25 protein-coding genes are annotated in these 23,779 nt (G+C 74.7%); 16 read left to right on the top strand and 9 right to left on the bottom strand.

Annotation, left to right across the window (positions count from 1 at the left end; translation table 11 throughout):
• Positions 1 to 22 precede the first annotated feature (22 nt).
• The 4 genes from atpD to ACI79I_RS07005 all read left to right on the top strand — a co-directional run bounded on the left by atpD (position 23) and on the right by ACI79I_RS07005 (position 2,861).
• Positions 23 to 1,459: a F0F1 ATP synthase subunit beta gene (gene atpD, locus ACI79I_RS07020; RefSeq protein ID WP_456991584.1), complete on the top strand. Its 1,437-nt coding sequence runs from the start codon at positions 23 to 25 to the stop codon at positions 1,457 to 1,459.
• A 239-nt stretch (positions 1,460 to 1,698) separates the two neighbouring features.
• Positions 1,699 to 1,878 carry a hypothetical protein gene (locus tag ACI79I_RS07015; RefSeq protein WP_456991583.1) on the top strand — a complete coding sequence of 60 codons (180 nt, stop codon included), beginning with the start codon at positions 1,699 to 1,701 and terminating at the stop codon, positions 1,876 to 1,878.
• Positions 1,879 to 2,033: 155 nt separating this feature from the next.
• Positions 2,034 to 2,423 (top strand): F0F1 ATP synthase subunit epsilon, encoded by a 390-nt coding sequence (locus ACI79I_RS07010; protein WP_456991582.1) that lies wholly within the window; start codon positions 2,034 to 2,036, stop codon positions 2,421 to 2,423.
• Between the two features lie 36 nt (positions 2,424 to 2,459).
• The gene (locus ACI79I_RS07005; RefSeq protein WP_456945652.1) at positions 2,460 to 2,861 is read left to right on the top strand and encodes a DUF2550 domain-containing protein; all 402 of its coding nucleotides are present in this window, start codon (positions 2,460 to 2,462) and stop codon (positions 2,859 to 2,861) included.
• 6 nt (positions 2,862 to 2,867) lie between these two features.
• On the opposite strand, the gene ACI79I_RS07000 is transcribed toward ACI79I_RS07005, so the two are convergent.
• Positions 2,868 to 3,485, bottom strand: a complete 618-nt coding sequence (locus ACI79I_RS07000) for a cob(I)yrinic acid a,c-diamide adenosyltransferase (RefSeq protein WP_456991581.1) — start codon at positions 3,483 to 3,485, stop codon at positions 2,868 to 2,870.
• A gap of 136 nt (positions 3,486 to 3,621) precedes the next feature.
• Here ACI79I_RS07000 and murA point away from each other — a divergent pair, with 136 nt between their 5' ends.
• Positions 3,622 to 4,899 carry a UDP-N-acetylglucosamine 1-carboxyvinyltransferase gene (gene murA / locus ACI79I_RS06995; protein ID WP_456991579.1) on the top strand — a complete coding sequence of 426 codons (1,278 nt, stop codon included), beginning with the start codon at positions 3,622 to 3,624 and terminating at the stop codon, positions 4,897 to 4,899.
• Between the two features lie 22 nt (positions 4,900 to 4,921).
• On the opposite strand, the gene ACI79I_RS06990 is transcribed toward murA, so the two are convergent.
• The gene (locus ACI79I_RS06990; RefSeq protein WP_456991578.1) at positions 4,922 to 5,242 is read right to left on the bottom strand and encodes a hypothetical protein; all 321 of its coding nucleotides are present in this window, start codon (positions 5,240 to 5,242) and stop codon (positions 4,922 to 4,924) included.
• Between the two features lie 96 nt (positions 5,243 to 5,338).
• Here ACI79I_RS06990 and ACI79I_RS06985 point away from each other — a divergent pair, with 96 nt between their 5' ends.
• The gene (locus ACI79I_RS06985; protein ID WP_456991576.1) at positions 5,339 to 7,357 is read left to right on the top strand and encodes a protein meaA; all 2,019 of its coding nucleotides are present in this window, start codon (positions 5,339 to 5,341) and stop codon (positions 7,355 to 7,357) included.
• A 41-nt stretch (positions 7,358 to 7,398) separates the two neighbouring features.
• Here ACI79I_RS06985 and ACI79I_RS06980 read toward each other — a convergent pair whose 3' ends face one another.
• On the bottom strand, positions 7,399 to 8,424 hold the full coding sequence (locus tag ACI79I_RS06980; RefSeq protein ID WP_456991575.1) for a Gfo/Idh/MocA family protein: 1,026 nt from the start codon (positions 8,422 to 8,424) through the stop codon (positions 7,399 to 7,401).
• A 98-nt stretch (positions 8,425 to 8,522) separates the two neighbouring features.
• On the opposite strand from ACI79I_RS06980, the gene ACI79I_RS06975 reads away from it, so the two are divergent.
• From ACI79I_RS06975 to ACI79I_RS06960, 4 genes are all read left to right on the top strand, one after another.
• Complete coding sequence (locus tag ACI79I_RS06975) at positions 8,523 to 9,737, top strand: diguanylate cyclase domain-containing protein (RefSeq protein ID WP_456991574.1); 1,215 nt, start codon at positions 8,523 to 8,525, stop codon at positions 9,735 to 9,737.
• Between the two features lie 9 nt (positions 9,738 to 9,746).
• On the top strand, positions 9,747 to 10,520 hold the full coding sequence (locus tag ACI79I_RS06970) for an enoyl-CoA hydratase-related protein (RefSeq protein ID WP_456991573.1): 774 nt from the start codon (positions 9,747 to 9,749) through the stop codon (positions 10,518 to 10,520).
• 78 nt (positions 10,521 to 10,598) lie between these two features.
• Complete coding sequence (locus tag ACI79I_RS06965) at positions 10,599 to 10,724, top strand: hypothetical protein (protein WP_456991572.1); 126 nt, start codon at positions 10,599 to 10,601, stop codon at positions 10,722 to 10,724.
• 234 nt (positions 10,725 to 10,958) lie between these two features.
• Complete coding sequence (locus ACI79I_RS06960; RefSeq protein WP_456991571.1) at positions 10,959 to 12,302, top strand: dicarboxylate/amino acid:cation symporter; 1,344 nt, start codon at positions 10,959 to 10,961, stop codon at positions 12,300 to 12,302.
• Between the two features lie 57 nt (positions 12,303 to 12,359).
• On the opposite strand, the gene ACI79I_RS06955 is transcribed toward ACI79I_RS06960, so the two are convergent.
• Positions 12,360 to 13,214: a hypothetical protein gene (locus ACI79I_RS06955; RefSeq protein ID WP_456991569.1), complete on the bottom strand. Its 855-nt coding sequence runs from the start codon at positions 13,212 to 13,214 to the stop codon at positions 12,360 to 12,362.
• Between the two features lie 78 nt (positions 13,215 to 13,292).
• Here ACI79I_RS06955 and nucS point away from each other — a divergent pair, with 78 nt between their 5' ends.
• The 4 genes from nucS to ACI79I_RS06935 all read left to right on the top strand — a co-directional run bounded on the left by nucS (position 13,293) and on the right by ACI79I_RS06935 (position 16,443).
• Positions 13,293 to 13,964 carry an endonuclease NucS gene (gene nucS, locus ACI79I_RS06950; protein WP_456991568.1) on the top strand — a complete coding sequence of 224 codons (672 nt, stop codon included), beginning with the start codon at positions 13,293 to 13,295 and terminating at the stop codon, positions 13,962 to 13,964.
• A gap of 38 nt (positions 13,965 to 14,002) precedes the next feature.
• Positions 14,003 to 14,233: a helix-turn-helix domain-containing protein gene (locus ACI79I_RS06945; protein ID WP_456991567.1), complete on the top strand. Its 231-nt coding sequence runs from the start codon at positions 14,003 to 14,005 to the stop codon at positions 14,231 to 14,233.
• A 115-nt stretch (positions 14,234 to 14,348) separates the two neighbouring features.
• The gene (locus ACI79I_RS06940) at positions 14,349 to 16,130 is read left to right on the top strand and encodes a 3-hydroxyacyl-CoA dehydrogenase family protein (protein WP_456991566.1); all 1,782 of its coding nucleotides are present in this window, start codon (positions 14,349 to 14,351) and stop codon (positions 16,128 to 16,130) included.
• A gap of 7 nt (positions 16,131 to 16,137) precedes the next feature.
• A complete protein-coding gene (locus tag ACI79I_RS06935; protein ID WP_456991565.1) occupies positions 16,138 to 16,443 on the top strand; it encodes a hypothetical protein in 306 nt (101 codons plus the stop codon).
• A gap of 83 nt (positions 16,444 to 16,526) precedes the next feature.
• On the opposite strand, the gene ACI79I_RS06930 is transcribed toward ACI79I_RS06935, so the two are convergent.
• The 5 genes from ACI79I_RS06930 to mce all read right to left on the bottom strand — a co-directional run bounded on the left by ACI79I_RS06930 (position 16,527) and on the right by mce (position 21,356).
• On the bottom strand, positions 16,527 to 17,117 hold the full coding sequence (locus ACI79I_RS06930; RefSeq protein ID WP_456991564.1) for a class F sortase: 591 nt from the start codon (positions 17,115 to 17,117) through the stop codon (positions 16,527 to 16,529).
• The gene (locus tag ACI79I_RS06925) at positions 17,114 to 17,908 is read right to left on the bottom strand and encodes a DUF4397 domain-containing protein (RefSeq protein ID WP_456991563.1); all 795 of its coding nucleotides are present in this window, start codon (positions 17,906 to 17,908) and stop codon (positions 17,114 to 17,116) included. Before ACI79I_RS06925 ends, ACI79I_RS06930 begins: the two co-directional genes overlap by 4 nt.
• 89 nt (positions 17,909 to 17,997) lie before the next feature.
• A complete protein-coding gene (locus ACI79I_RS06920) occupies positions 17,998 to 19,359 on the bottom strand; it encodes a hypothetical protein (RefSeq protein WP_456991562.1) in 1,362 nt (453 codons plus the stop codon).
• Between the two features lie 118 nt (positions 19,360 to 19,477).
• Positions 19,478 to 20,809, bottom strand: a complete 1,332-nt coding sequence (gene ccrA / locus ACI79I_RS06915; RefSeq protein WP_456991561.1) for a crotonyl-CoA carboxylase/reductase — start codon at positions 20,807 to 20,809, stop codon at positions 19,478 to 19,480.
• 94 nt (positions 20,810 to 20,903) lie between these two features.
• Positions 20,904 to 21,356, bottom strand: a complete 453-nt coding sequence (gene mce / locus ACI79I_RS06910) for a methylmalonyl-CoA epimerase (RefSeq protein ID WP_456991560.1) — start codon at positions 21,354 to 21,356, stop codon at positions 20,904 to 20,906.
• A gap of 183 nt (positions 21,357 to 21,539) precedes the next feature.
• On the opposite strand from mce, the gene ACI79I_RS06905 reads away from it, so the two are divergent.
• Together ACI79I_RS06905 and meaB are read left to right on the top strand one after the other, a co-directional pair.
• Complete coding sequence (locus tag ACI79I_RS06905; RefSeq protein ID WP_456991559.1) at positions 21,540 to 22,730, top strand: acetyl-CoA C-acetyltransferase; 1,191 nt, start codon at positions 21,540 to 21,542, stop codon at positions 22,728 to 22,730.
• A 74-nt stretch (positions 22,731 to 22,804) separates the two neighbouring features.
• Complete coding sequence (gene meaB, locus ACI79I_RS06900; RefSeq protein WP_456991558.1) at positions 22,805 to 23,773, top strand: methylmalonyl Co-A mutase-associated GTPase MeaB; 969 nt, start codon at positions 22,805 to 22,807, stop codon at positions 23,771 to 23,773.
• The last annotated feature ends 6 nt before the right edge of the window (positions 23,774 to 23,779 follow it).

Raw genomic sequence — 23,779 nt, 5'->3', positions numbered from 1 at the left:
CGAGGGCAGGAGAGCAGTACAGATGACCGTCACCGAGGACCGTCCGACCACCCAGACGACCGGCCGCGTCGTCCGGGTCACCGGGCCGGTCGTCGACGTCGAGTTCCCGCGCGACGCGATGCCCGACCTGTTCAACGCCCTGAAGGTGGAGGTCACCCTCGCCGACCTGGGCAAGACGCTGACCCTCGAGGTCGCCCAGCACCTGGGCGACAACGTGGTCCGCACCATCTCCATGCAGCCGACCGACGGCCTCATCCGCGGTGCCGAGGTCGTCGACACCGGCTCGGCCATCTCCGTGCCGGTCGGCAACGTGACGACCGGTCACGTGTGGAACGCCCTCGGCGAGTGCCTCGACGAGCCGGGCTACGGCGCGAACGCACCGCGCTGGGAGATCCACCGGCACGCGCCGCGGTTCGACCAGCTCGAGGGCCGCACCGAGATGCTGGAGACCGGCATCAAGGTGATCGACCTGCTCACCCCCTACGTGGCGGGTGGGAAGATCGGCCTGTTCGGCGGCGCCGGCGTGGGCAAGACGGTGCTCATCCAGGAGATGATCCGCCGCGTCGCCCAGGAGTTCGGTGGTGTGTCGGTGTTCGCCGGCGTCGGCGAGCGCACCCGTGAGGGCAACGACCTCATCACCGAGATGACCGAGTCCGGGGTCATCGACTCCACGGCGCTGGTCTTCGGTCAGATGGACGAGCCGCCGGGCACCCGGCTGCGGGTGGCGCTGTCGGCGCTGACGATGGCGGAGTACTTCCGTGACGAGCAGGGCCAGGACGTGCTGCTCTTCATCGACAACATCTTCCGGTTCACCCAGGCGGGCTCCGAGGTCTCCACCCTGCTCGGCCGGATGCCCTCGGCCGTGGGCTACCAGCCGACGCTGGCCGACGAGATGGGCGAGCTTCAGGAGCGGATCACCTCGACCCGCGGCCACTCGATCACCTCGATGCAGGCGATCTACGTGCCCGCCGACGACATCACCGACCCGGCGCCGCACACCACCTTCGCCCACCTCGACGCGACGACGGTGCTCTCCCGGCCGATCTCGGAGAAGGGCATCTACCCGGCCGTGGACCCGCTGGACTCGACCAGCCGGATCCTCGACCCGCAGTACGTCGGTCAGGAGCACTACGCGGTCGCCCAGACGGTGAAGCAGGTGCTGCAGCGCTACCAGGAGCTGCAGGACATCATCGCCATCCTCGGCATCGACGAGCTCTCCGAGGAGGACAAGGTCACCGTCCAGCGGGCGCGGCGCGTCGAGCGCTTTCTCTCGCAGAACATGTTCGTGGCCGAGGCGTTCACCGGTCAGCCCGGGTCGTTCGTGCCGCTGGCGGAGACGCTGCAGGCCTTCAAGGCGATCACCGACGGCGAGTACGACCACGTCCCCGAGCAGGCGTTCTTCATGTGCGGTGGCCTCGAGGACCTCGAGCGCAACGCCGACAAGCTCAAGCGGGGCTGACGAAGGACCCCCTTCTCCTCACGCCACGCTCCGCGCGGCGCGGGCCCCTGGAGGGGCCAGCGACGGCCGGGTCCCCTCGGGGGCCCGGCCGTCCGGCGTTCGGGGGTTTGAGTTCCCGGCCTGCCGCGTACCCAAGGGGACGAGAGCCCTGGTGCCGGCCAGCTCAAGCGCGGGATGCTGGGTGCCGATCAACCAGGACGGAGAGCCCGGAGGGCCCGGGGGACGTACGGGAGAAGGCCGTGGACGCGACGACGGGGACCAGGTGGGACGGCGCCGACTGGAGCTGGCCGCCGTCGGCAGGGCTCCCGTACGCCGGCCAGCAGCAGTACGTCACCGAGCGCTGGGCCCCGGCCTCGACCGTGCGGCACCCGTGGGTCCGGGTCGGCCGGTGGACGCTGCTCTACCGTCGGGCCGCCTGACGGGAGGACCCCTCCGCTCCGGGCCTCGGGCGCCGGGCGCGGGGATCGCCCGATCGGGGAGCGCGGTGCGGCCGATACAGTGACGTCGACCCGTCGCCGCGTCCTCCCCGGGCCGGTGACCCCGCACCGCCCGTCGGTGGACCCCGAGGAGTGTCGTGGCGACCCTGCAGGTCGAGTTGGTGGCCGTCGAGCGGCTGATCTGGTCAGGCGAGGCCAACATGGTCATCGCCCGCACCACCGAGGGCGAGCTCGGTGTCCTGCCCGGGCACGCGCCGCTGCTGGGCCAGCTCGCCGAGGGCGGTGTCGTGACCATCCGCACCGCCGAGGGGGAGGACCTGGTCGTGGCCGCGCACGGCGGCTTCCTGTCGGTGACCGACCGGGGCGTCTCGATCCTCGCCGAGACCGCGGAGATCTCCTCCGAGATCGACGTCGAGCGGGCCCGCGAGGCCCTGCGCCGCGCTGAGGGCGCCGGGGACGACCCGGAGGCCCTGGCCGCAGCGCGCCGCGCGCAGTCGCGCCTGCGGGCGGCCGGACAGGACGCCTGAGCCCCGGCTGGACTCCTCGATGCGCCGGCGCCCAGGATGACGACCGCACTGATCGTCCTGGCCGTCGCGCTCGTGGTGGGGCTCGTCGTGGCCTTCCTGCTGCGGCGGCGGTTCCTGCTCTCCGGGCTGGGCGCGGTCACCATGTGGCTGCGGCCGGCCGGCTCGGCCCGCTGGTCGGTCGGGGTGGCCTGGTACGGCGGCGACGCGCTGCTCTGGTACCGGGCGCTGTCCCTGTCGCCGCGCCCTCAGCAGCGGCTGTGCCGCGCGGAGTTCCAGGTCGAGAGCCGGCGCGCGGTCACCCCCGAGGACGTGGCGCTGCCCCCGGACGTCGTCGTCCTGTCCTGTGCCACCGCCGCCGGGCCTCGCGAGCTGGCCATGGACCCGGCGACCGTGACCGGGTTCCTCTCCTGGGTGGAGTCCGCGCCGCCGGTCCGGTGAGCCGGGTCAGTCGGCCTCGGCCGGCGGGGTCGCGGCCCGCTGCGCGTGCGCACCGCTGTGCGCGCCCGGCTCCCACAGCACGTCGCCGCCGGGGTTGGCCACGCGGGCGAGGATGAACAGCAGGTCCGACAGCCGGTTGAGGTAGCGGGCGGTCTCGGCGTTGGTGCGGTCGGCGTCGGCGGCCAGCAGGGCCCACACGCTGCGCTCGGCCCGGCGGACGACGACCCGGGCCTGGTGCAGCAGCGCGGCCAGCGGGGTGCCGCCGGGGAGGATGAAGCTGGTGAGCCGGGGCAGCGCCGCGTTGTGCGCGTCGCAGGCCGCCTCGAGCCGCTCGGTGTAGGCGGCCGTCACCCGCAGCGGGGGGAACTCCGGGTCCGGGGTGATCGGCGTGCTGAGGTCCGCGCCGACGTCGAACAGGTCGTTCTGCACCGTGCGCAGCAGCGCGGCGAGCTCGGGCTCCGGCGAACCGAGCGCCAGCGCGACGCCGAGCACGCTGTTGGCCTCGTCGACGTCGGCGTAGGCGGCCAGCCGCGGATCGGTCTTGGCCACCCGGCTCATGTCGCCGAGGTGGGTCTGCCCGGCGTCACCGGTCTTCGTGTAGATGCGGGTCAGCCGGACGGTCATGCCCGCAGCCTAGGAGAAGGGAGCCGCTGCCACCTGGCCCCGTCCCGAGGCTCGTCCCGAGCGTGCGAGGGATGACGAGGGCGGGGTCCTCCCCTCGCGGCGGGACCCCGCAGCGGGGCCACCGTAGGGTGGTGCGGTGGAGTGCTTCGTGGTCACCGGCGGCACGGCCCTGAGCGGGCGGGTGCGCGTCACCGGCGCCAAGAACAGCGCCCTCAAGCTCATGGCCGCCGCGCTGCTGGCGTCGGGCCGGAGCACCATCGAGGAGGTCCCCGACATCCTCGACGTCGCGATCATGAGCGAGGTGCTGCGCCGCCTGGGCTGCGACGTCACCTACGAGCGCCACCCGGTCGGCGGTGGCGGCCGGGTGGTGGTCGACGTCCCGGACGCGCCGGGCACCGAGACCGACTACGACCTGGTGCGCAAGATGCGTGCCTCGATCAGCGTGCTGGGGCCCCTCGTGGCGCGGTGCGGCTCGGCCCGGGTGGCGCTGCCCGGCGGGGACGCGATCGGCTCGCGTGGCCTGGACATGCACATCTCCGGCCTGGAGCGGCTGGGCGCGCGGATCGAGAGCGAGCACGGCTTCCTCGTCGCGACGGCGCCGCGGCTGACCGGCACGTCGATCTGGCTGGACTTCCCCTCGGTGGGGGCGACGGAGAACCTGGTCATGGCCGCGGTGCTCGCCGAGGGCACCACCGTCATCGACAACGCGGCGCGCGAGCCCGAGATCGTCGACCTCTGCGCCATGCTCACCGCGATGGGGGCCACCATCGACGGGGCGGGCACCTCGACGATCACCGTGGAGGGCGTGACCGAGCTCAAGCCGGTCACCTACACGACCGTGCCCGACCGGATCGTCGCCGGCACCTGGGCCATCGGCGCGGTGATGACCCGCGGGGACGTCGTCATCGAGCGGGCGGTCGCCGACCACCTCACCGTCGCCCTGGACAAGCTCGTCGACGCCGGCGCGCACGTCGAGCCGCTGCCCGACGGGGTGCGCGTCGCCATGACCGAGCGGCCCCGCGGGGTGGACGTCGTCACGCTGCCCTACCCGGGCTTCCCGACCGACCTGCAGCCGATGGCGGTCGCGCTCGCGGCGGTCTCCACCGGCACGGCGCTGATCACCGAGAACGTGTTCGAGGGCCGGTTCATGTTCGTCAACGAGCTGGTGCGGCTGGGTGCCTCGGTGCGCATCGACGGGCACCACGCCGTCGTCCGGGGGCGGGAGCGGCTCTCCAGCGCGCCGGTGCTGGCCACCGACATCCGCGCCGGGGCCGGGCTGGTGCTGGCCGGGCTGGTCTCCGACGGCGTCACCGAGGTGCAGGACGTCCACCACGTCGACCGCGGCTACCCCGACTTCGTCGAGCACCTGCGCGGCCTCGGGGCGCAGATTGAGCGGATCCAGCGGCCCGACTAGGAGCCCGCGCCGGGAGGTCCCGTCAGCCGCCGGGGAAGGACGACGCCAGCCGGCGGGCCCGGTCGGCGTCCTCGGGGAAGACGAGCACCTCGGCGCGGTGCGGACCGGGACAGCGGACCGTGGAGCGGATGCCCGCGTCCGAGAGGACCGCCCGCAGCGCCAGGGCGGACTCGCGGCGGGAGAGCGTGGCGACGGGGGTCAGCAGCCCGTCGTCGGACGGCGGACGGCGGCGTTCGTCGGAACCGAAGGCCCAGCGCAGGAACAGCGCGAGGAGCGCCAGGACCACGAAGGCGATCACCGGCCCCACCAGGGGGTGCAGGGTGCTGCCCGCCCCGATCGGCATCGACGACCTCCTCGCACGTGCCCCTGTGAGTGTGCCACCGGCACCTCCGGCCGCGACGGTGCTACTGACGAGTAACGCGCCCTACACTCCGCGGGCATGCCGTTCCCTTCCACGCCGGAGGACCGCGACCGCCCCTGGGTCATGCGCACCTACGCCGGGCACTCCTCGCCGGCGGAGTCCAACGCGCTGTACCGGCGGAACCTGGCGAAGGGCCAGACCGGCCTCTCGGTGGCCTTCGACCTGCCGACGCAGACCGGCTACGACCCCGACGACGAGCTGGCGGTGGGGGAGGTCGGCAAGGTCGGCGTCCCGGTCGCGCACCTCGGCGACGTGCGGGCGCTCTTCGACGGCATCCCGCTCGGCGAGATGAACACCTCGATGACAATCAACGCCACGGCGATGTGGCTGCTCGCGCTCTACCAGACGGTGGCGGAGGAGCAGGGGCACGACGTCGCGGAGCTCGCCGGGACGACGCAGAACGACATCATCAAGGAGTACCTGTCGCGGGGGACCCACGTCTTCCCGCCCGGGCCCTCGATGCGGCTGGCCACGGACGTGGTCGCCCACACCGTGACGGCGATGCCGAGGTGGAACCCGGTCAACATCTGCAGCTACCACCTGCAGGAGGCCGGGGCGACGCCGGTGCAGGAGATCGCCTACGCGCTCTCGACCGCGATCGCCGTCCTGGACTCGGTGCGCGACTCCGGGCAGGTGCCGCCCGAGCGCTTCGGTGAGGTGGTCGCGCGCATCTCCTTCTTCGTGAACGCGGGTGTCCGGTTCGTCGAGGAGATGTGCAAGATGCGCGCCTTCGCCCGCCTCTGGGACGAGCTGACCGAGCAGCGCTACGGCGTGCAGGACCCGCGGCAGCGGCGGTTCCGCTACGGCGTCCAGGTCAACTCCCTGGGCCTGACCGAGGCGCAGCCGGAGAACAACGTCCAGCGGATCGTGCTGGAGATGCTGGCGGTCACCCTCTCCCGCGACGCACGGGCCCGCGCGGTCCAGTTGCCGGCCTGGAACGAGGCCCTCGGCCTGCCCCGTCCGTGGGACCAGCAGTGGTCGCTGCGGCTGCAGCAGGTGCTCGCCCACGAGACGGACCTGCTGGAGTACGAGGACCTGTTCACCGGGTCGGTGGTCGTCGAGGCGAAGGTCGGCGAGCTGGTGGAGGGGGCCCGGGAGGAGTTGGCCCGGGTCGCGGAGCTGGGTGGTGCGGTCGCCGCGGTCGAGTCCGGGTACATGAAGGGCCGGCTGGTCGCCTCGCTCGCCGAGCGGCGGCGGCGGATCGAGAGCGGGGAGGACGTCGTCGTCGGTGTCAACCGCTTCGAGACGACCGAGCCCAACCCGCTGCTGGCCGACCTCGACGCCGCCATCCAGGTGGTCGACCCATCGGTCGAGGCCGCGGCCTGCGCGGCGGTGCGGTCGTGGCGCGCCCAGCGCGACCCGGAGGCGGTGCGGCGGGCCCTCGAGCGGCTCCGGGCGGTGGCCGGCACCGACGAGAACCTCATGGCCGCCACCCTCGACTGCGCCCGCGCGGGCGTGACCACGGGGGAGTGGGCCGGGGTGCTGCGCGAGGTGTTCGGCGAGTACCGGGCGCCCACCGGCGTCGCCGCGGCCGGCGGGGGTGGGCCGGCCGACGCGACGCTGGCCGCCGTCCGGGAGCGGGTCCGGGCCACGGGGGAGGAGCTGGGCGGCCGGCTGCGGTTCCTCGTCGGCAAGCCGGGCCTGGACGGGCACTCCAACGGCGCCGAGCAGATCGCCGTCCGCGCCCGGGACGCCGGCTTCGAGGTCGTCTACCAGGGCATCCGGCTCACCCCGGCGCAGATCGTGTCCGCGGCCGTGGAGGAGGACGTCGACGTCGTCGGGCTGTCGGTGCTCTCGGGCTCCCACCTGCAGGTGGTCCCCGCGGTCCTGCGCGGCCTGCGCGAGGCCGGGCTCGACGACGTCCCCGTGGTGGTCGGCGGGATCATCCCGGACAGCGACGCCCACCGGCTGCGCGAGCAGGGGGTCGCCCGCGTCTTCACGCCCAAGGACGTCGGCCTCACCGACATCATGGGCCAGGTCGTCGACGTCGTCCGCGAGGCCCGCGGCCTCGACGCGAGGACCCCCGCGAAGGCCTGAGCGGAGTGGGGGAGCGCGGGAGGCGCGCCCCTCCCACTCCGCTACAGCGGGACGACGACGCCCTCGGTCGCGCTGCGCCGGGCGGCGTCGAGGACGGCGGCGGTGGCGACGGCGTCCCACGGGTCGACCGGCACCGGCCCCTGCCCCCGCACGGCGGCGGCGAAGGCCGGGTGGACGCTGTCCCAGCGTCCGCGGTGGGTCGGCACCCTCTCGCCGTCGTCCCCGCGGCGCAGCCGGCCCCACCGCTCCTCCGGCTCGGTGCCCCACCGCTCGCCGAGGGTCGCCGGCGTCTCCCCGGCCAGCAGCAGCGCCTCCTGCCCGTCCATCGGGCCGCCGACGACGTAGGCCCCCTCGGTGCCGGCGACCCGGAACCGTTCGCCGGGCGCGCCCTGGCTCCAGCTGCCCTGCAGGTGCGAGCGGGCGCCGTCGGCGTGGGTCAGGGCCACGAAGACGTCGTCGTCGAGGCCGTCGTCGCGCAGTCGCCACTCGGCGTAGACGGCGGTGACCGGGCCCAGCAGGACGAGGGCCTGGTCGACCAGGTGGCTGCCGAAGTCCAGCAGCGTGCCGCCGCCGGAGGCCGGCGGGCCGGGCTCGGGGGCGAAGCGCTCGAAGCGCGACTCGAAGCGGGTCACCGTGCCCAGCCGGCCCTCGGCGACCAGCGCGCGCACGGTGCGGAAGTCGGAGTCCCAGCGCCGGTTCTGGTACGGCGCCAGCGGGAGGCGCCGGGCGGCGGCCAGCTGCACCGTCCCGCGGGCGGCCGCGGCGTCCAGGGCGAACGGCTTGTCGCACAGCACGGCCAGGCCCAGCTGCAGGGCCTGCTCGGTCAGCGCGGTGTGGGTGTCGGCCGGCGTCGAGATCGCGACCGCCTCGGCGCCGGCGGCGGCCAGCTCCTCCAGCGAGGCGAACGTCGCCAGCCCGGGGTGCTCGGCGGACACCTGCGCGCGCCGCTCGGCCGAGGTGGTCACGACCCCGAGCAGCTCGCACTCCGGGGCGGCGGCCAGCAGCGGGGCGTGGAAGTACCGGCCGCCGAAGCCGTACCCCACCAGTCCGAACCGGACGGGATCCATGCGGCGATCATGCCCGAGCCCCGCACCGGCCAGGGTCCCGAGACCAACCGTACCGCTGCGCCTACACATCGTCACCGACACCCGCTACGGTGCCGCGCGTGCAGAGCCCCCGCCTCGCCGTGGCCGATCCCGACCGGCTCGCCGCGATCGCCAGCTACCGGCTCGGCGGGCACGCCGGCGACGCCGACCTCGACGCCGTGGTCGCCTACATGGCCCGCGCGCTGGACGCGCCCATCGCGGTGATCAACCTCGTGGGCCCGGACCTGCAGTGCTTCCCCGCCGAGATCGGCGTCGGCGTGCCGTTCTCCCACGTCCCCGACGAGCTGTCCTTCTGCGCCCACGTGGTGGCCATGCGGGAGCCACTGGAGGTGTCCGACGCGCTGGCGCACCCGGTGTTCGCGCAGAACCCGGCGGTGGCGGCCGGCGCGATCCGCTCCTACCTCGGGGTGCCCCTGATCGACGAGGACGGCTTCGTCCTCGGGTCGCTGGGCGTCTTCGACGACGGCGTCCGCTCCTTCTCGGGGGACGACCTCGACACGCTGGAGATCCAGGTCCGCCTCGTGCGCAGCGTGCTCTCGCTGCGGCGCCAGGTCGCGGCGCACCGGTGGGACGCCCGCCTGCTGGCGGCGCAGGGCCGGGTGCTCGAGGCCGTGGCCACCGGCGCTCCGCTGGAGGCGGTCCTCGACCTGCTGTCCGCCGCCGTCCGTGACCTGGCGCCGGACGCCGACGCCGAGCAGCAGCGGGTCCTGACCGAGACCGTCGACCGGCTGACCGCCGTGGCCACCGACGCCGACGGGTGGCGCCGCACGATGACCCGGGTGGCGCGGCAGGACCCCCTGACCGGGCTGGCCAACCGCGCCCACCTCCTCGACGCCGGCCAGGCGGCGCTCACCGGCGGCGGCGCCGTCCTGTTCATCGACGTCGACCGGTTCAAGGAGGTCAACGACCGCGGTGGGCACGCGGTCGGGGACCAGCTGCTCGTCCGGCTCGCCGAGCGCCTGCGCGCCCACCTGGCGGACGTCCCCGACGCGGTGGCGGGACGGCTCGGCGGCGACGAGTTCGCGGCCGTCCTGCCCGGGGTGGACCGGGCGACGGCGGAGACGGTCGGGGAGCGCCTCGTCGCCGGTCTGGTGGACGAGGTCGTGGTGGGACGGCGCAGCGTGCGGGTGTCGGCGAGCATCGGGCTGGCCATGGCCGCGCCGGGCGTGCCCTTCGAGGAGGTGCTGCGGGAGGCCGACCTGGCCATGTACGGCGCCAAGGAGAGCGGCCGGGGGCGCCTCGACAGCGGTCCCCGCCCCGCCGAGGTCCGCTAGCGTCGGGGCATGAGTGCAGACGGTGCACCCCGGGTCGTCCGCGAGGGCGACGTCGTCACCATCACGATGTGCCGGCCCGCCAAGCGCAACGCCCTCTCGCGGGAGCACCTCGGCCAGCTGCTCGCCGCGGTCACCGCGGCGGGGGAGAGCGACGCGGCCGGGATCGTGCTGGCGGCCGAGGGCCCGGTGTTCAGTGCCGGCCACGACTTCGCCGACGTCGCGGGCCGTCCGGTGACCGAGGTGCGCAGCCTGCTGCAGTTGTGCACCGAGCTGATGCAGACCCTCCAGGGCGTGCCGCAGGTGGTGCTGGCCCGGGTGCACGCCCTGGCCACCGCCGCCGGCTGCCAGCTGGTCGCCTCCTGCGACCTCGCCGTCGCCGCGGAGTCGGCCGGCTTCGCCGCTCCGGGCGGCAAGGGCGGCTGGTTCTGCCACACGCCGATGGTCGCGATCGCCCGCAACGTGGGCCGCAAGCGGGCCATGGAGCTGGCGCTCACCGGCGACGTCATCGACGCCGCCACCGCGCTGGACTGGGGCCTGGTCAACCGGGTCGTCCCCGACGCCGAGCTCGACGCGGCCGTCGCCGACCTCATGGCCCGCGCCACCCGGGGTTCGCGGGCGAGCAAGGCCTGGGGCAAGCAGACGATGTACGCCCAGCTCGACCGCCCGGAGCGGGACGCCTACGCGACCGCCGTGGAGGTCATGGCCTCGGCCAGCCAGCTCCCGGGCGCCGTCGAGGGGATGACCTCCTTCCTGGAGAAGCGCCGGCCGGTCTGGCCGGACTAGACCCCCAGGTGTGCGCGACGTGCGGTTCGGGGTAGGGCTGCGGCGACCACGTCGAGCGGGGAAGGGCAGGTCCAGCGCATGAGCGAGCAGGCTCCGGAGGACAGGGTCGAACGGGGCGGGATGGACGAGGCGAGCGACGCCCCGCTCACCGAGACGGAGATCGAGACGTCGAAGAAGCCCGAGGACCGGGACAGCGACGTCTGACGAGCCGGTCGGCGCCGCCTCCCGGGAGAGCTCCGGGACGCGGCGCCCCGGGCGGTGAATCCGGACACACCGGGGATGGTCGGGACCGCGGGGCGCCTTGACCCCTGCGTGCGCAACGTCTGGGGGCTCACCCGCCGGCGCGCGCTCGACTTCGGACGGATGACGGCCGACGGCTGAGTGCGCGCGCCGCGCCTCGTCGTCCCCTCCCCGAACTCCCCGGAAGGCACCGTCCCCGTGCTCGCTCGTCTCCGCCGCGTCCCGTTCGCGGCGCAGGTCCTCCTCGGCCTCGTCCTGGGCATCGCCCTCGGCCTCGTCGCCCGGGACATGGGTCCCGTCGCTGACGGCACCCCGAACTGGCTGACCAGCACCCTCCAGACCGTCGGCAGCACCTTCGTCACGCTGCTCAAGGTCCTCGTCCCGCCGCTGATCGTCACGGCCGTGATCGTCAGCATCGCCAACCTCAAGCAGGTCTCGAACGCCGCCCGGCTGGCCGGCCAGACTCTGCTGTGGTTCGGCATCACCGCGCTGATCGCGGTCTCCCTCGGCATCGGCCTGGGGCTGCTCACCGAGCCCGGCCGCAACAGCTCCGTCGACGCCGCCGCCCAGGAGGTCCCCGAGACCACCGGCTCCTGGTGGGACTTCCTCACCGGCCTGGTGCCGCACAACATCCTGGGCCTGCAGTCCTCGCCCGAAGGTGACCTGTCGTTCAACATCCTCCAGCTGATCGTGCTGGCCGTGGCGATCGGCGTCGCCGCGCTCAAGGTCGGCGAGCCGGCCGAGCCCTTCCTCGCGCTGACCCGCTCGGCCCTGGCGATCGTCCAGAAGGTGCTGTGGTGGGTCATCCTGCTGGCCCCGCTGGGCACCGTCGGCCTGATCGGCAACGCGGTGGCCAGCTACGGCTGGGAGTCCCTGGGCTCGCTGGGCGTCTTCGCCGGCGCCGTCTACGCCGGGCTCGCGCTCGTGCTGTTCGTCGTCTACCCGGTGCTCCTGCGGCTGCACGGCCTCTCGCCGCTGCGCTGGTTCGCCGGCGCCTGGCCCGCGATCCAGCTGGCCTTCGTGTCGCGCTCGTCGATCGGCACCCTGCCGGTGACCGAGCGGGTCACCGAGCAGAACCTCGGCGTCCCGCGGTCCTACGCCTCCTTCGCCGTCCCGCTGGGCGCGACGACGAAGATGGACGGCTGCGCGGCGATCTACCCGGCCCTGGCGGCCATCTTCGTGGCGCAGTTCTTCGGCGTGGACCTGTCGATCACCGACTACCTGCTCATCGCCCTGGTCTCGGTCGTCGGCTCGGCCGCCACCGCCGGGGTCACCGGAGCGGTGGTCATGCTGACCCTGACCCTCTCCACGCTGGGCCTGCCGCTGGCCGGGGTCGGCCTGCTCCTGGCGATCGACCCGATCCTCGACATGGGCCGCACCGCGGTGAACGTCGCCGGCCAGGCGCTGGTCCCGACGATCGTCGCCAAGCGGGAGGGCATCCTCGACCTGGAGCGGTACCGCGCCACGTCGACGGTCGACCCGCTGGCCCGCGTGGACGCCGACGGCACGGACGCCGACCGGCGCGAGCCGGCCACGGTCTGACGGCCGCACACCCCACGGGCCCGGTCCTCCCTCGGGAGGGCCGGGCCCGCGTCGTCCCTACTGCTGCCGGAGGTCCGCGCAGCCGGTCTCGTGCGGCAGCAGCGGCCGCAGGGTGAGCGTCCAGCGGCTGCCGTCCTCCGCCGTCCACGGGGTGAGGGCGTTGGCCCCGGCGGCCGCCTCGAGGACGGCCGCGACCTCGGCCCCGCGCGCCACCACGCAGGACAGGCCCAGCCGCGCCTCCAGCGGCTCGCCGGGCAGCGCCGGGCCGGGCCAGGCCACCTCCGGCTGCACCAGCTCCGGTTCCGGGCCGGGCGCCCACTCGGTGACCACGGCGGCGACCGCGTCCGGCCGGTGGGACTCCGGCCCCGCGGCGCCGAACGGTCCCTCCGGCGAGGTGAGCACGTCGACCAGGCCCATCAGCTCGCCGCGGGTGGTCTGCTGCTCGGGGGTGAGGCCGCCGTCGTCGGGCAGCGCGAAGAGCGCCTGCACCTCCCGCACGTAGGTGCCCTCCTCGGTGACGAGGGTGAACCGGGTCGCCGGCGCGTCGGCGACCGGCGGGCTCCCGAGGTCGCCGGTCTCGGTCACGCCGGCGGCCACGGCCCGGTCGACGACGGTCTGCACGCCGGCCTCGTCGAGCTGCCACACCAGCAGGTTGGGCAGGGCGGGGGCGGGATAGATCGCGATCTGCGGACCCTGGGCGATCACCCGGCCGTCGGAGTACACGGTCACCAGCGGAAGGCGGCCGGCGAGCATCTCCGGGGTGACGAACCCGCCGACGTGCTCGACCTGCAGCACCAGCCGGCCCGGGCCCTCGGGCGGCGGGGTCGGCCGCGCGCCGGTGTCCCCCCGCTGGGCGCAGGCGGACAGCAGCAGGAGCAGCACCAGGGCGGCGGGGCGCAGGGCTCTCGGCACGGCGTCAGGATGCCCCCGTCGGGCGCCCCGTCCCGCCGTCCCGGCCCGGTCGTTAGCGGTTCGGTACCGTCGGACCCCGTGCGCCTGGTCATCGCCCGCTGCTCGGTCGACTACATCGGGCGGCTGACCGCCCACCTGCCGATGGCCCCGCGCCTGCTGCTGGTGAAGGCCGACGGATCGGTGTCGGTGCACGCCGACGACCGAGCCTACAAGCCGCTGAACTGGATGAGCCCGCCCTGCACGCTCAAGGACGAGCTCACCGACGGCAGCGGCACGTGGACGGTCACCAACAAGGCTGGCGAGCAGCTGGTCATCACCATCGAGTCGGTCGAGCACGACTCCTCGCACGAGCTCGGCGTCGACCCGGGCCTGCAGAAGGACGGCGTGGAGGCCGAGCTGCAGCGACTGCTGGCCCTGCACGTCGAGACCTTCGGGACGGGCTGGTCGCTGGTGCGCCGCGAGTACCCGACCGCCATCGGGCCGGTGGACCTGCTCTGCCGGGACGCCTCGGGTGCCACCGTGGCCGTGGAGGTCAAGCGGCGCGGCGAGATCGACGGCGTGGAGCAGCTCACCCGCTACCTGGAGTTGCTCAACCGCGACCCGCTGCTCGCGCCGGTCCGCGGGGTGTTCGCCGCGCAGGAGATCAAGCCGCAGGCGCGGGTGCTTGCCGGCGACCGGGGCATCGAGTGCCTGACCGTCGACTACGCCGTCCTCAAGGGCACCGACGACCCCTCCCAGCGGCTGTTCTGAACCCGTCGCGGCCGCGCTGTCCGGAACCGGACAGGGACGTGTCCGGCACGGGAGAGACCCCGGGCCGCGCCGGCATCGACGTCCCTCCGGCGGCAGGCGGCTGGACGGCGCCCGGGTCGACCTGGTCGCCGCCCTCGATGGACGGCTACCGGATCGCCGACATCGCCGCCCACTGGGGGTTCGCCTCGCAGGCGCACTCCACCCGGCTGTTCCGGGAGCGCTTCGGCCGGACGCCGTCGGAGGTCCGCGCCGCTCGCTCGACGCGCTGACCTCGACGGTTACCGGCCGGTAGGCCGCCATCCCCGGGACCCGTCCCGGGTGGGAGACTGCCCCCGACTCCGGACGACGGTGCCGGGGGCACCGGAGCTCGAGGGAGATGGCAGCGTGGCCAGGGAACTGAACGAGGTCGGCGTCGTGGGCCTGGGCACCATGGGCGCCGGCATCGCCGAGGTGCTCGCCCGGGCGGGCCTGGCGGTGACCGCCGTCGACGTCGACGAGGCAGCGGTGGGCCGCGGGCGCCGGCACCTCGAGCACTCCACCGACCGGGCGGTCCGCCGCGGCAAGCTCGACGCCGCCGACCGCGACGCCATCCTCGGCCGGATCCGCTTCAGCACGTCGCTGGAGGACCTCGCGCAGGCCGAACTGGTCATCGAGGCCGTCCCCGAGCGGATGGAGCTCAAGCGGGAGATCTTCTCCGCGCTGGACAAGATCTGCCCGCCGGACACCATCCTGGCCACGAACACCTCCAGCCTGTCGGTCACCGAGATCTCCGTGGCCACCGGCCGGCCGAGCAAGGTCATCGGGATGCACTTCTTCAACCCGGCGCCGGTCATGAAGCTGGTGGAGGTCGTGCGCACCGTCGTCACCGAGCCGTCGGTCGTCGAGGACGTCGAGGCGCTGGCCGAGCGGCTGGGCAAGGTGGACGTGACCATCGGCGACAAGGCCGGGTTCATCGCCAACGCGCTGCTGTTCGGCTACCTCAACCACGCGGTCTCGATGTACGAGAACCACTACGCCAGCCGCGAGGACATCGACGCGGCCATGCGGCTGGGCTGCGGCCTGCCGATGGGCCCGCTGGCGCTGATGGACCTCATCGGCATCGACACCGCCTACGAGATCCTCGACACGATGTACAAGCAGTCGCGCAACCGCCTGCACGCGCCCAGCCCGGTCATCAAGCAGATGATGACCGCGGGCCTGCTGGGTCGGAAGGTCGGCCGCGGTTTCTACACCTACGCCGAGCGGGACTCCGCGGAGGTCGTGCCCGACGCGCTCACCCCGGCTCCGGGCAGCGCCGTCGAGGGGGCCCGCCCGGTGCGCCGCGTCGGGGTCGTGGGCTCGGGGACCATGGCGACGGGGATCGTCGAGGTGGCCGCCAAGGCCGGCTACGAAGTCGTCTTCGTCGCCCGCACCCTGGACAAGGCCGAGGCGGTGCAGGCCGCGTTGGGCAGGTCGCTGGACAAGCAGGTGGTCCGCGGCCGGCTCGAGGAGGCCGACCGCGACGAGGCGCTGGGCCGGGTCACGGCCAGCACCTCCCTCGACGACCTCGCCGACGTCGACCTGGTCGTCGAGGCGGTCGTCGAGCACCTCGGCGTCAAGCAGGCGCTGTTCGCCAACCTGGGCGAGATCTGCAAGCCCGGCGCGGTCCTGGCCACGACCACCTCGAGCCTGCCGGTGATCGAGTGCGCCCGCGCCAGTGGCCGCCAGGCCGACGTCGTGGGCCTGCACTTCTTCAACCCCGCACCGGTCATGAAGCTGGTGGAGGTCGTCTCCACGATCGCGACCGCACCCGACGTCGCGGCCACCGCGCACGCGGTCGCGGTGCAGCTGGGCAAGCACCCGGTGTCCTGCTCTGACCGGGCCGGGTTCATCGTCAACGCGCTGCTGTTCCCCTACCTCAACGACGCGGTGAAGATGCTCGAGGCGCACTACGCGACCGCCGACGACATCGACGCGGCGATGAAGGTCGGCTGCGGGTACCCGATGGGCCCCTTCGAGCTGCTCGACGTGGTGGGCCTCGACGTCGCGCTGGCCATCGAGCGGGAGCTCTACACCGAGTTCCGCGAGCCCGGGTTCGCCCCGGCGCCGCTGCTCGAGCACCTGGTCACCGCCGGCTACCTGGGGCGCAAGGCCGGCCGCGGGTTCCGCGACCACGCCGCCCGCTGAGCCCCGGGTGCCCCGGAGGAGCGGACGGAACGGGTCGCGGCCGCGCGGCGGCGTCCCGTCCCGCCGGTCCGACCCGGTCGAGGAGGCCGCGGACGGCGACTGGGTGGTGCGCGCCCTGACCGGCTCGGCCACCGGCAAGACCTACCGCTGTCCGGGCTGTGACCAGGAGATCCGCCCCGGGACGCCGCACGTCGTCACCTGGCCGGCCTACGCCCGCGACTCCGACCTCGAACCCTGGGACACCGAGTCGGCCGCGGACCGGCGACGGCACTGGCACACCGCGTGCTGGCGGGCGCGGGGCCGCCGACGCTAGGAGAGGCCCTCCTGCCCCCCACCGGAGGAGGACCCCGTCCTCCCCGCCCTCCGCACGCTCAGGGCGTTGCCCTGGACGGGGCCTCACGTCGCCTGGGCGAGGACGACCACGTTGTCGGTGTAGCTGCGCGCCGAGCGGTCGAAGTCCCCACCGCAGGTGACCAGGCGCAGCTCCGCCCGCGGCGTGGGCCCGTAGACGGCCTCGGTCGGGAAGTCGGCCTTGGGGGAGCGGGCCGTCCCGGTGACGGTGAAGCGCACGGCCGTCCCGTCTGCGCGGTCGACCTGCACCGCGTCGCCGAGGCGCAGGTCGCGCAGCCGCCAGAAGACCGCCGGGCCGCTGCGCGAGTCCACGTGCCCGGCCACGACCGCCGGGCCGACGTCCCCGGGGGTCGCCGCACCGGGGAACCAGCCCGCCTCGTCGAACGCCGCCGGTGGCACCAGGGCCCCGGTGGCGTCGACCCCGAGCCGCGCGATCGGCGTGTCCACGCCGATCGCCGGGATGCGCAGGCGGACGGGGTCGGCTCCCCGGTCGGCGGCCGCCGCGACGACGACGGGGGTGGGCGAGGGCTCCGCAGGCGGCTCGGCGGGGGAGAGCAGCGCCACCGCGCCGGCGACCAGCGCCGTGGCGGCCAGCAGCCGGCGGAGGGCGGGCAGCGGGCAGCGGCGTCCGCTCACCGGCGCCGCGTCCGCGGCCACAGCAGCACGACCGCGCCGAGAACGGCGGCCGTGGCGAGGACGACCGCGCCCGGCGAGGGGCCCGCCGTCCCGCCCGCCCCGGTCTCCACGCCACCGGTGGGCACCACGGCGGCGCCGGCGGCGTCGAGCAGCGTCCGCACCGTCAGCCCGCCCTCCGGCCGGTCCAGGACGAGCACGGTGTGGACCGAGCCGGCGGCCAGGTCGGCCGGGACCGTGGTCGGGGGGCCGCCGGCGGCCACCTGCAGGGTCGTGGGGCCGCCGGGCACGGTGGTCGCGGTCCCGGCCGTGGCGAAGGCCAGGCCGGTGGCCAGCGCGGTGCCGTCGGCGGTGGTGACGTCGAGCGTCGGCGCGGTCGTCGCGGCGTCGACCACGCGCACCCGGGCCGAACCGGCCGGCGGCGGCGAGAGGTCGTCCTCGAGCACGGTCAGCCGCAGGTCGGCGAAGCCCCCCACGGCGGCGACCGTGCGGGCACCCCCTGCCGGGACCTCCACCGTGGTGGACAGGACCGGCGGGCTGGTGGAGGGGGCACCGACGGTGCGGACGCTGACCGCGTAGGTCCCCGCGGGCAGCTCCCGGTGGTCGGCGACGTCCCCGTAGCCGAGGCCGCTCGCGGTCGTCCCCGCGGCCGGGTCGTCCACCGGGCCGACGGTGAGGTCGACCGCGGGGGTGTCGGGCGACAGGTGCGCCAGCCGGAGCCAGCCGGCGTCCGCGGCCGCCGCCGGCGCGGTGCCGAGCGCGGCCCCCACGGCGAGCAGCACGACCGCGAGCACGCGGGTCGATCGGGGCAGCGTCGTCCTCCCGCGCGTCCTCGGCGACCCGGTCCGTGCGCTGCGGGCGCGCGGACCGGGGCTCGCGCCGCTCAGCGGCGGCCGTGGGTGACCGGCTGGCTGCCGGTGTCGGTGGCGTCGGGCTTGACCGCGGGCTGGACCAGCGTGGGCGGGTCGGTCCTCGGCGGAGCCCCCGCGGCGGAGCTCCCCGAGGGCACGGGGGCGATCACCTGGGTCTGCGACGGTGGCGGTGCGTCCGGGCCGGACTGCCCCGACGGCGCCGGCGCCTGCGAGGGAGCCGGACCCTGCGCCCCCGGCCCCTGCGCCCCCGGACCCTGCGGCGCGGCAGGCTGCGGGCCGGTGGCGGGCGCGGCGTGCTGCGGAGCCGGGGGACGGGTGGGCTGGCGGGCAGCGGCGGCCTCGCCGCTGCCCGTCCGCGGCGGCTCGCCGGGGCGGGCGACCGCCGGCTGCGGTGCGGTCGTCGGGCGGACGGCGGGCTGCTGCGCGGTCGCCGGTCCCACCGGCTCCGGCGCGGTCGCCCGCTGGGCCTGCGGCTGGGTCGGACCCGGCTGCGGTGCGGGCTGGCGCGGGCCCGGCTGCGGCCGGTCCTGCGCGGGGACGGGGGGTCGCTGGCCGGCCGGGGCCTCGGGCTGCCGGTCGCCGAGGTCGGGCAGCTTCTCCAGCACCCGGCGGGCCTCGACCAGCCGGCTGGTGAGCTCGTCGCGCACCGCCCGGATGGCGGCCGCGGTCGCCTCGGCCTCGCTGACCACCTGGGCGGCGTGCTGCTCGGCGGCGGCGACCCGCTGGCGGGCGGCCTCGGCCGAGGTGCGGTCGCGCTCGGCCTCCAGGCGCGCGGACTCCTGCCGGCGCGCCCGCTGGGCGATCTCGAAGTCCTCCTCGACCTTGGTCCGCCGCGCCTGGGACTCGGCGTCGAGCCGGGCCACCTTCTCCTGCGCCTTGCTGACCAGCTCGTCGGCGCGGATCTGGGCCTTGCTGGCGATCTGCTCGGCGGCCTGGCGGGCCTCGGCGATCATGCGCTCGACCTCGGCCTGCCCGGCGGCGTGCCGCTCGTGCATGGCCCGCTCCTCGGCAGCGGTCTGCTCCCGCACCGCCTGGGCCTCCTGCTCGGCACCCCGCCGGATGTCGGCGGCCTCCTCCTCGGCCAGCCGGAGCATGTGCTGGATGCGCTCGCTCATGTTCTCGAACGTGGGCGGGCCGGACGAGGCCGCCTTGCGCCGCAGGCTGTCGATCTCCCCGTGCAGGGCCGAGAGCTGGCCGGCCAGGTCGGCGGACCGGTTCATGGCGGCGTCCCGGTCGGCCAGGGCCACCCGGATGTCGGCCTCGAGCCGCTCGATCGTCTCGGCGACCTGGTGCCGGTCGTAGCCCCGCAGCACCACGTCGAACGAGTGCTGGGCCTCACGCATGGGCATCAGGTCACGGCGGGGATCGTCCATGCGTCCATCCTCGCAGAGTCGGGAGACCGGGGTCGGTCTGTCGCGGAACGCCTCCCTGCAGGGTGCCAGCCCTCCCTGGCAACGCGCTACGTGCGCGGGCGACCCGGCAGAGAGCCCCTCAGATGCCCCGGAAGCGGTTGATCGCCGTCAGGTGCCGCTCGCGCTTCTCGCGGTCCTTCACGCCCAGGCCCTCCTCGGGGGCGAGGGTGAGGACGCCGACCTTGCCCTGGTGGGCGTTGCGGTGGACGTCGCAGGCGGCCTGGCCGACCTCGTCCATCGGGTAGACCTTCGACAGGGTCGGGTGGACCAGGCCGCGGTCGATGAGCCGGTTGGCCTCCCACGCCTCGCGGTAGTTGGCGAAGTGCGAGCCGATGACCCGCTTGAGGTTCATCCACAGGTACCGGTTGTCGTACTGGTGCAGGTACCCGCTGGTCGAGGCGCAGGTGACGATGGTGCCGCCCTTCTTGGCGACGTAGACGCTGGCCCCGAAGGTCTCCCGGCCGGGGTGCTCGAAGACGATGTCGGGGTCGTCGCCGCCGGTCAGCTCGCGGATCCGCTTGCCGAACCGCTGCCACTCCCGAGGGTCCTGGGTGTCCTCGTCCTTCCAGAACCGGTAGCCCTCGGCGGTGCGGTCGATGACCAGCTCGGCGCCCATCGAGTGCACGATGTCGGCCTTCTCCGCACTCGAGACGACGCAGACCGGGATCGCGCCGCCGTTGAGGGCCATCTGGGTGGCGTAGGAGCCCAGGCCGCCCGAGGCGCCCCAGATGAGGACGACGTCGCCCTGCTTCAGCGCCGCGCCGTTGTGGCTGACCAGCTGCCGGTAGGCGGTGGAGTTGACCAGCCCGGGGGCGGCGGCCTCCTCCCAGGTGAGGTGGGCCGGCTTGGGCATCAGCTGGTTGCTCTTGACCAGCGCGAGCTCGGCCAGGCCGCCGAAGTTGGTCTCGAAGCCCCAGATCCGCTGCTGGGGGTCGAGCATCGTGTCGTCGTGGCCGGCCGGGTCCTCCAGCTCCACCGACAGGCAGTGGGCGACCACCTCGTCGCCGGGCCGCCACTTGTGCACCCCGGGGCCGACCCGCAGGACGACGCCGGCCAGGTCCGACCCCACCACGTGGTAGGGGAGGTCGTGCCGCTTGGCCAGGTCGTGCAGCCGGCCGTAGCGCTCCAGGAACCCGAAGGTCGAGACCGGCTCGAAGATCGACGTCCAGACGGTGTTGTAGTTCACCGACGAGGCCATCACCGCCACGATCGCCTCGCCCGGGCCCAGCTCCGGGGTCGGGACCTCCTCCACGTGCAGCGACTTGCGCGGGTCCTTCTCGCGGGTGGGCAGGCCCTCGAACATCTCCTGCTCGTCCTTGCGGACCAGCACCGCGCGGTAGGACTCGGGCACCGGAAGGCCGGCCAGGGCGTCGGCGGAGTCGGCGAGGATGGCGTCCCTGATCTCGAGCACGTGCGTCTCCTGGTCGTCGTTGGCGCGGAGGCGGTGTGGTGGCGCGGACGTTACCGGTGAGTAGCCCCGAGGGCAGCCCCCTGGCCGGAGGTCGTCAGGCGCGGGCGGCGGGCTCGACCAGCTCGACGAGGACGCCGCCGGCGTCCTTGGGGTGCACGAAGTTGACCCGGCTGTCGGAGGTCCCGCGCCTCGGGGTGTCGTAGAGCAGCCGCAGGCCGCGCTCGCGCAGCGTCGCGCTCACCGCCTCGACGTCGTCCACCCGGAAGGCCAGCTGCTGCAGGCCGGGGCCGGACCGGCCGATGAACTTGGCGATCGTCGACTCGGGCGTGAGCGGCGCCAGGAGCTGGATGCGGGTCTCGCCGCCGCCCACGGCCAGCATCGCCTCGCGCACCCCCTGTTCCTCGTTGACCTCCTCGTGCACCGAGTGCACGCCGAAGGCCTGCGCGTAGAAGGCGATCGCCTCGTCCAGGTCGGGGACGGCGATGCCCACGTGGTCGATGGTCGTGAACAGGTCGGTGGGCAGGCCCGTGCGGGCGTCGGGGGTCATGGCCGGATCCTCCTGAAGAGACGTCTGGGACGACAGTTCCCTGTGACGGGAGTCACATGCGGTCCCAGGAGCGCCGGAGGCGGGTCCGCCCGGCCTATCCTGAGCGGTAGCCCGGAGGCCGCCACCGGCGGCCAGCACGCACTCCCGGCCGCCGGCGGAGGCGGCCCGGCACTGGAGGCCCCCATGCCCCGATCGGTCATCGTCAGCGGCGCTCGCACCCCGATGGGCCGGCTGCTCGGCTCGCTGAAGGACTTCTCCGCGGCCGACCTCGGGGGCATCGCGATCAAGGCCGCCCTGGAGCGGGCCGGGATCTCCGGCGACCAGGTCGACTACGTGATCATGGGTCAGGTGCTGCAGGCCGGCGCCGGGCAGAACCCCGCCCGTCCCGCGGCCGTGGCCGGCGGCATCCCGATGTCGGTGCCGTCGCTGACGCTCAACAAGGTCTGCCTGTCCGGCATCGACGCCATCGCCCTGGCCGACCAGCTGATCCGGGCCGGTGAGTTCGACGTCGTGGTCGCCGGCGGCATGGAGTCGATGACCCAGGCCCCGCACCTGCTGGCCAACTCGCGCACCGGCGTCAAGTACGGCGACACGAAGCTGCTCGACTCGATGGCCCACGACGGGCTGTCCGACACCTTCGACCAGGTGGCGATGGGCGAGCTGACCGAGTCGGCCAACGCCCGCTACGGGCTGACCCGCGAGGAGCAGGACGCCTTCGCCGCGGCCAGCCACCAGAAGGCCGCCGCCGCGGCCAAGAACGGCCTGTTCGACGACGAGATCACCCCGGTGCTCATCCCGCAGCGCAAGGGCGACCCGATCGAGTTCCGCGACGACGAGGGCATCCGCCCCGACACCACCGCCGACAGCCTGGGGCGGCTCAAGCCGGCCTTCGCCAAGGACGGCACGATCACCGCGGGCTCGGCCTCGCAGATCTCCGACGGCGCCTGCGCGGTCGTGGTCATGTCCGCGGAGAAGGCCGTCGAGCTCGGGCTGACCCCGCTGGCCGAGATCGGCGCGCACGGCGTCGTCGCCGGCCCCGACGCCACGCTGCAGAGCCAGCCGTCGCGGGCGATCGCCAAGGCCTGCGCCCGCGAGGGCATCGAGCCGACCGACCTCGACCTGGTCGAGATCAACGAGGCCTTCGCCGCCGTGGGCATCGCCTCCACCCGCGAGCTCGGCATCGACCCGGAGAAGGTCAACGTCAACGGCGGCGCGATCGCCCTCGGCCACCCGATCGGCATGAGCGGCGCCCGCATCGCGCTGCACCTCGCGCTCGAGCTCGGCCGCCGCGGCGGCGGGGTCGGCGCGGCCGCCCTGTGCGGCGGTGGCGGCCAGGGCGACGCGCTCATCCTGCGCGTGCCCGCCCGGGCGTGACGGACGCGCCCGAGACGACCCCGGTCCCGACGCCCGGCCCCGCCTCCCCCCAGGGGAGGCGGGGCCGTCGCGCTGTGGACGTCCCCGCACTGGTGGCCGGCGCCCGCGAGGGCGACGCCCGGTCGGTCGCGCGGCTCATCTCGCTCGTCGAGGACGGCAGCCCGCTGCTGCGGGAGGTCGCCGCGGCCCTGACCCCGCACACCGGCTCCGCCCAGGTCATCGGCCTGACCGGTGCGCCGGGCGTGGGCAAGTCGACGACGACGGCCGCGCTGGTCGGCGCCTACCGGCGGGCCGGTCTGCGGGTGGGCGTCCTCGCCGTCGACCCGTCGTCCCCCTTCTCCGGCGGAGCACTGCTCGGCGACCGGGTGCGCATGCAGTCCTCCGGGCAGGACGCCGGGGTCTACATCCGCTCGATGGCCACCCGCGGACACCTCGGCGGGCTGGCGTGGGCCACCCCGCAGGCGTTGCGCGTGCTCGACGCCGCCGGGTGCGACGTCGTGCTCGTGGAGACCGTCGGCGTCGGGCAGTCAGAGCTGGAGGTCGCCTCGCTGGCCGACACCACCCTGGTGCTGCTCGCGCCGGGCATGGGCGACGGGATCCAGGCGGCCAAGGCCGGCATCCTCGAGGTCGCCGACGTGCTCGTCGTCAACAAGGCCGACCGGGACGGCGCCGACCAGACGGTGCGGGACCTGCGCTCGGTGCTGTCCCCGGGCCGACCGGACGACCGGAGCCGGGACGGGGCCGCGGGTGCCTGGCGAGCGCCGATCTGCCGGACGGTCGCCGTGCGGGACACCGACAACGGCGTCGACGGGCTGCTGGCCGCCGTCGAGGAGCACCGGCGGTGGCTGGAGTCCTCCGGTGAGGGACGGCGGCGCCGGGCCCGACGGGCGGCACGGGAGATCGAGGCGGTCGCCCTGACCGGCCTCCGGGCCCGGATGGGGGCGGTGCGCGGGTCGGCCGCCCTCGACGTCCTCGCCGAGCGGGTGGTCGCGGGGGAGACCGACCCCTTCCGCGCCGCCGACGAGCTGACCCGGCAGCTCTGACCGGCT

Source organism: Geodermatophilus sp. SYSU D01105 (assembly GCF_054050095.1).
This window is presented reverse-complemented; position numbering and strand designations above follow the sequence as displayed.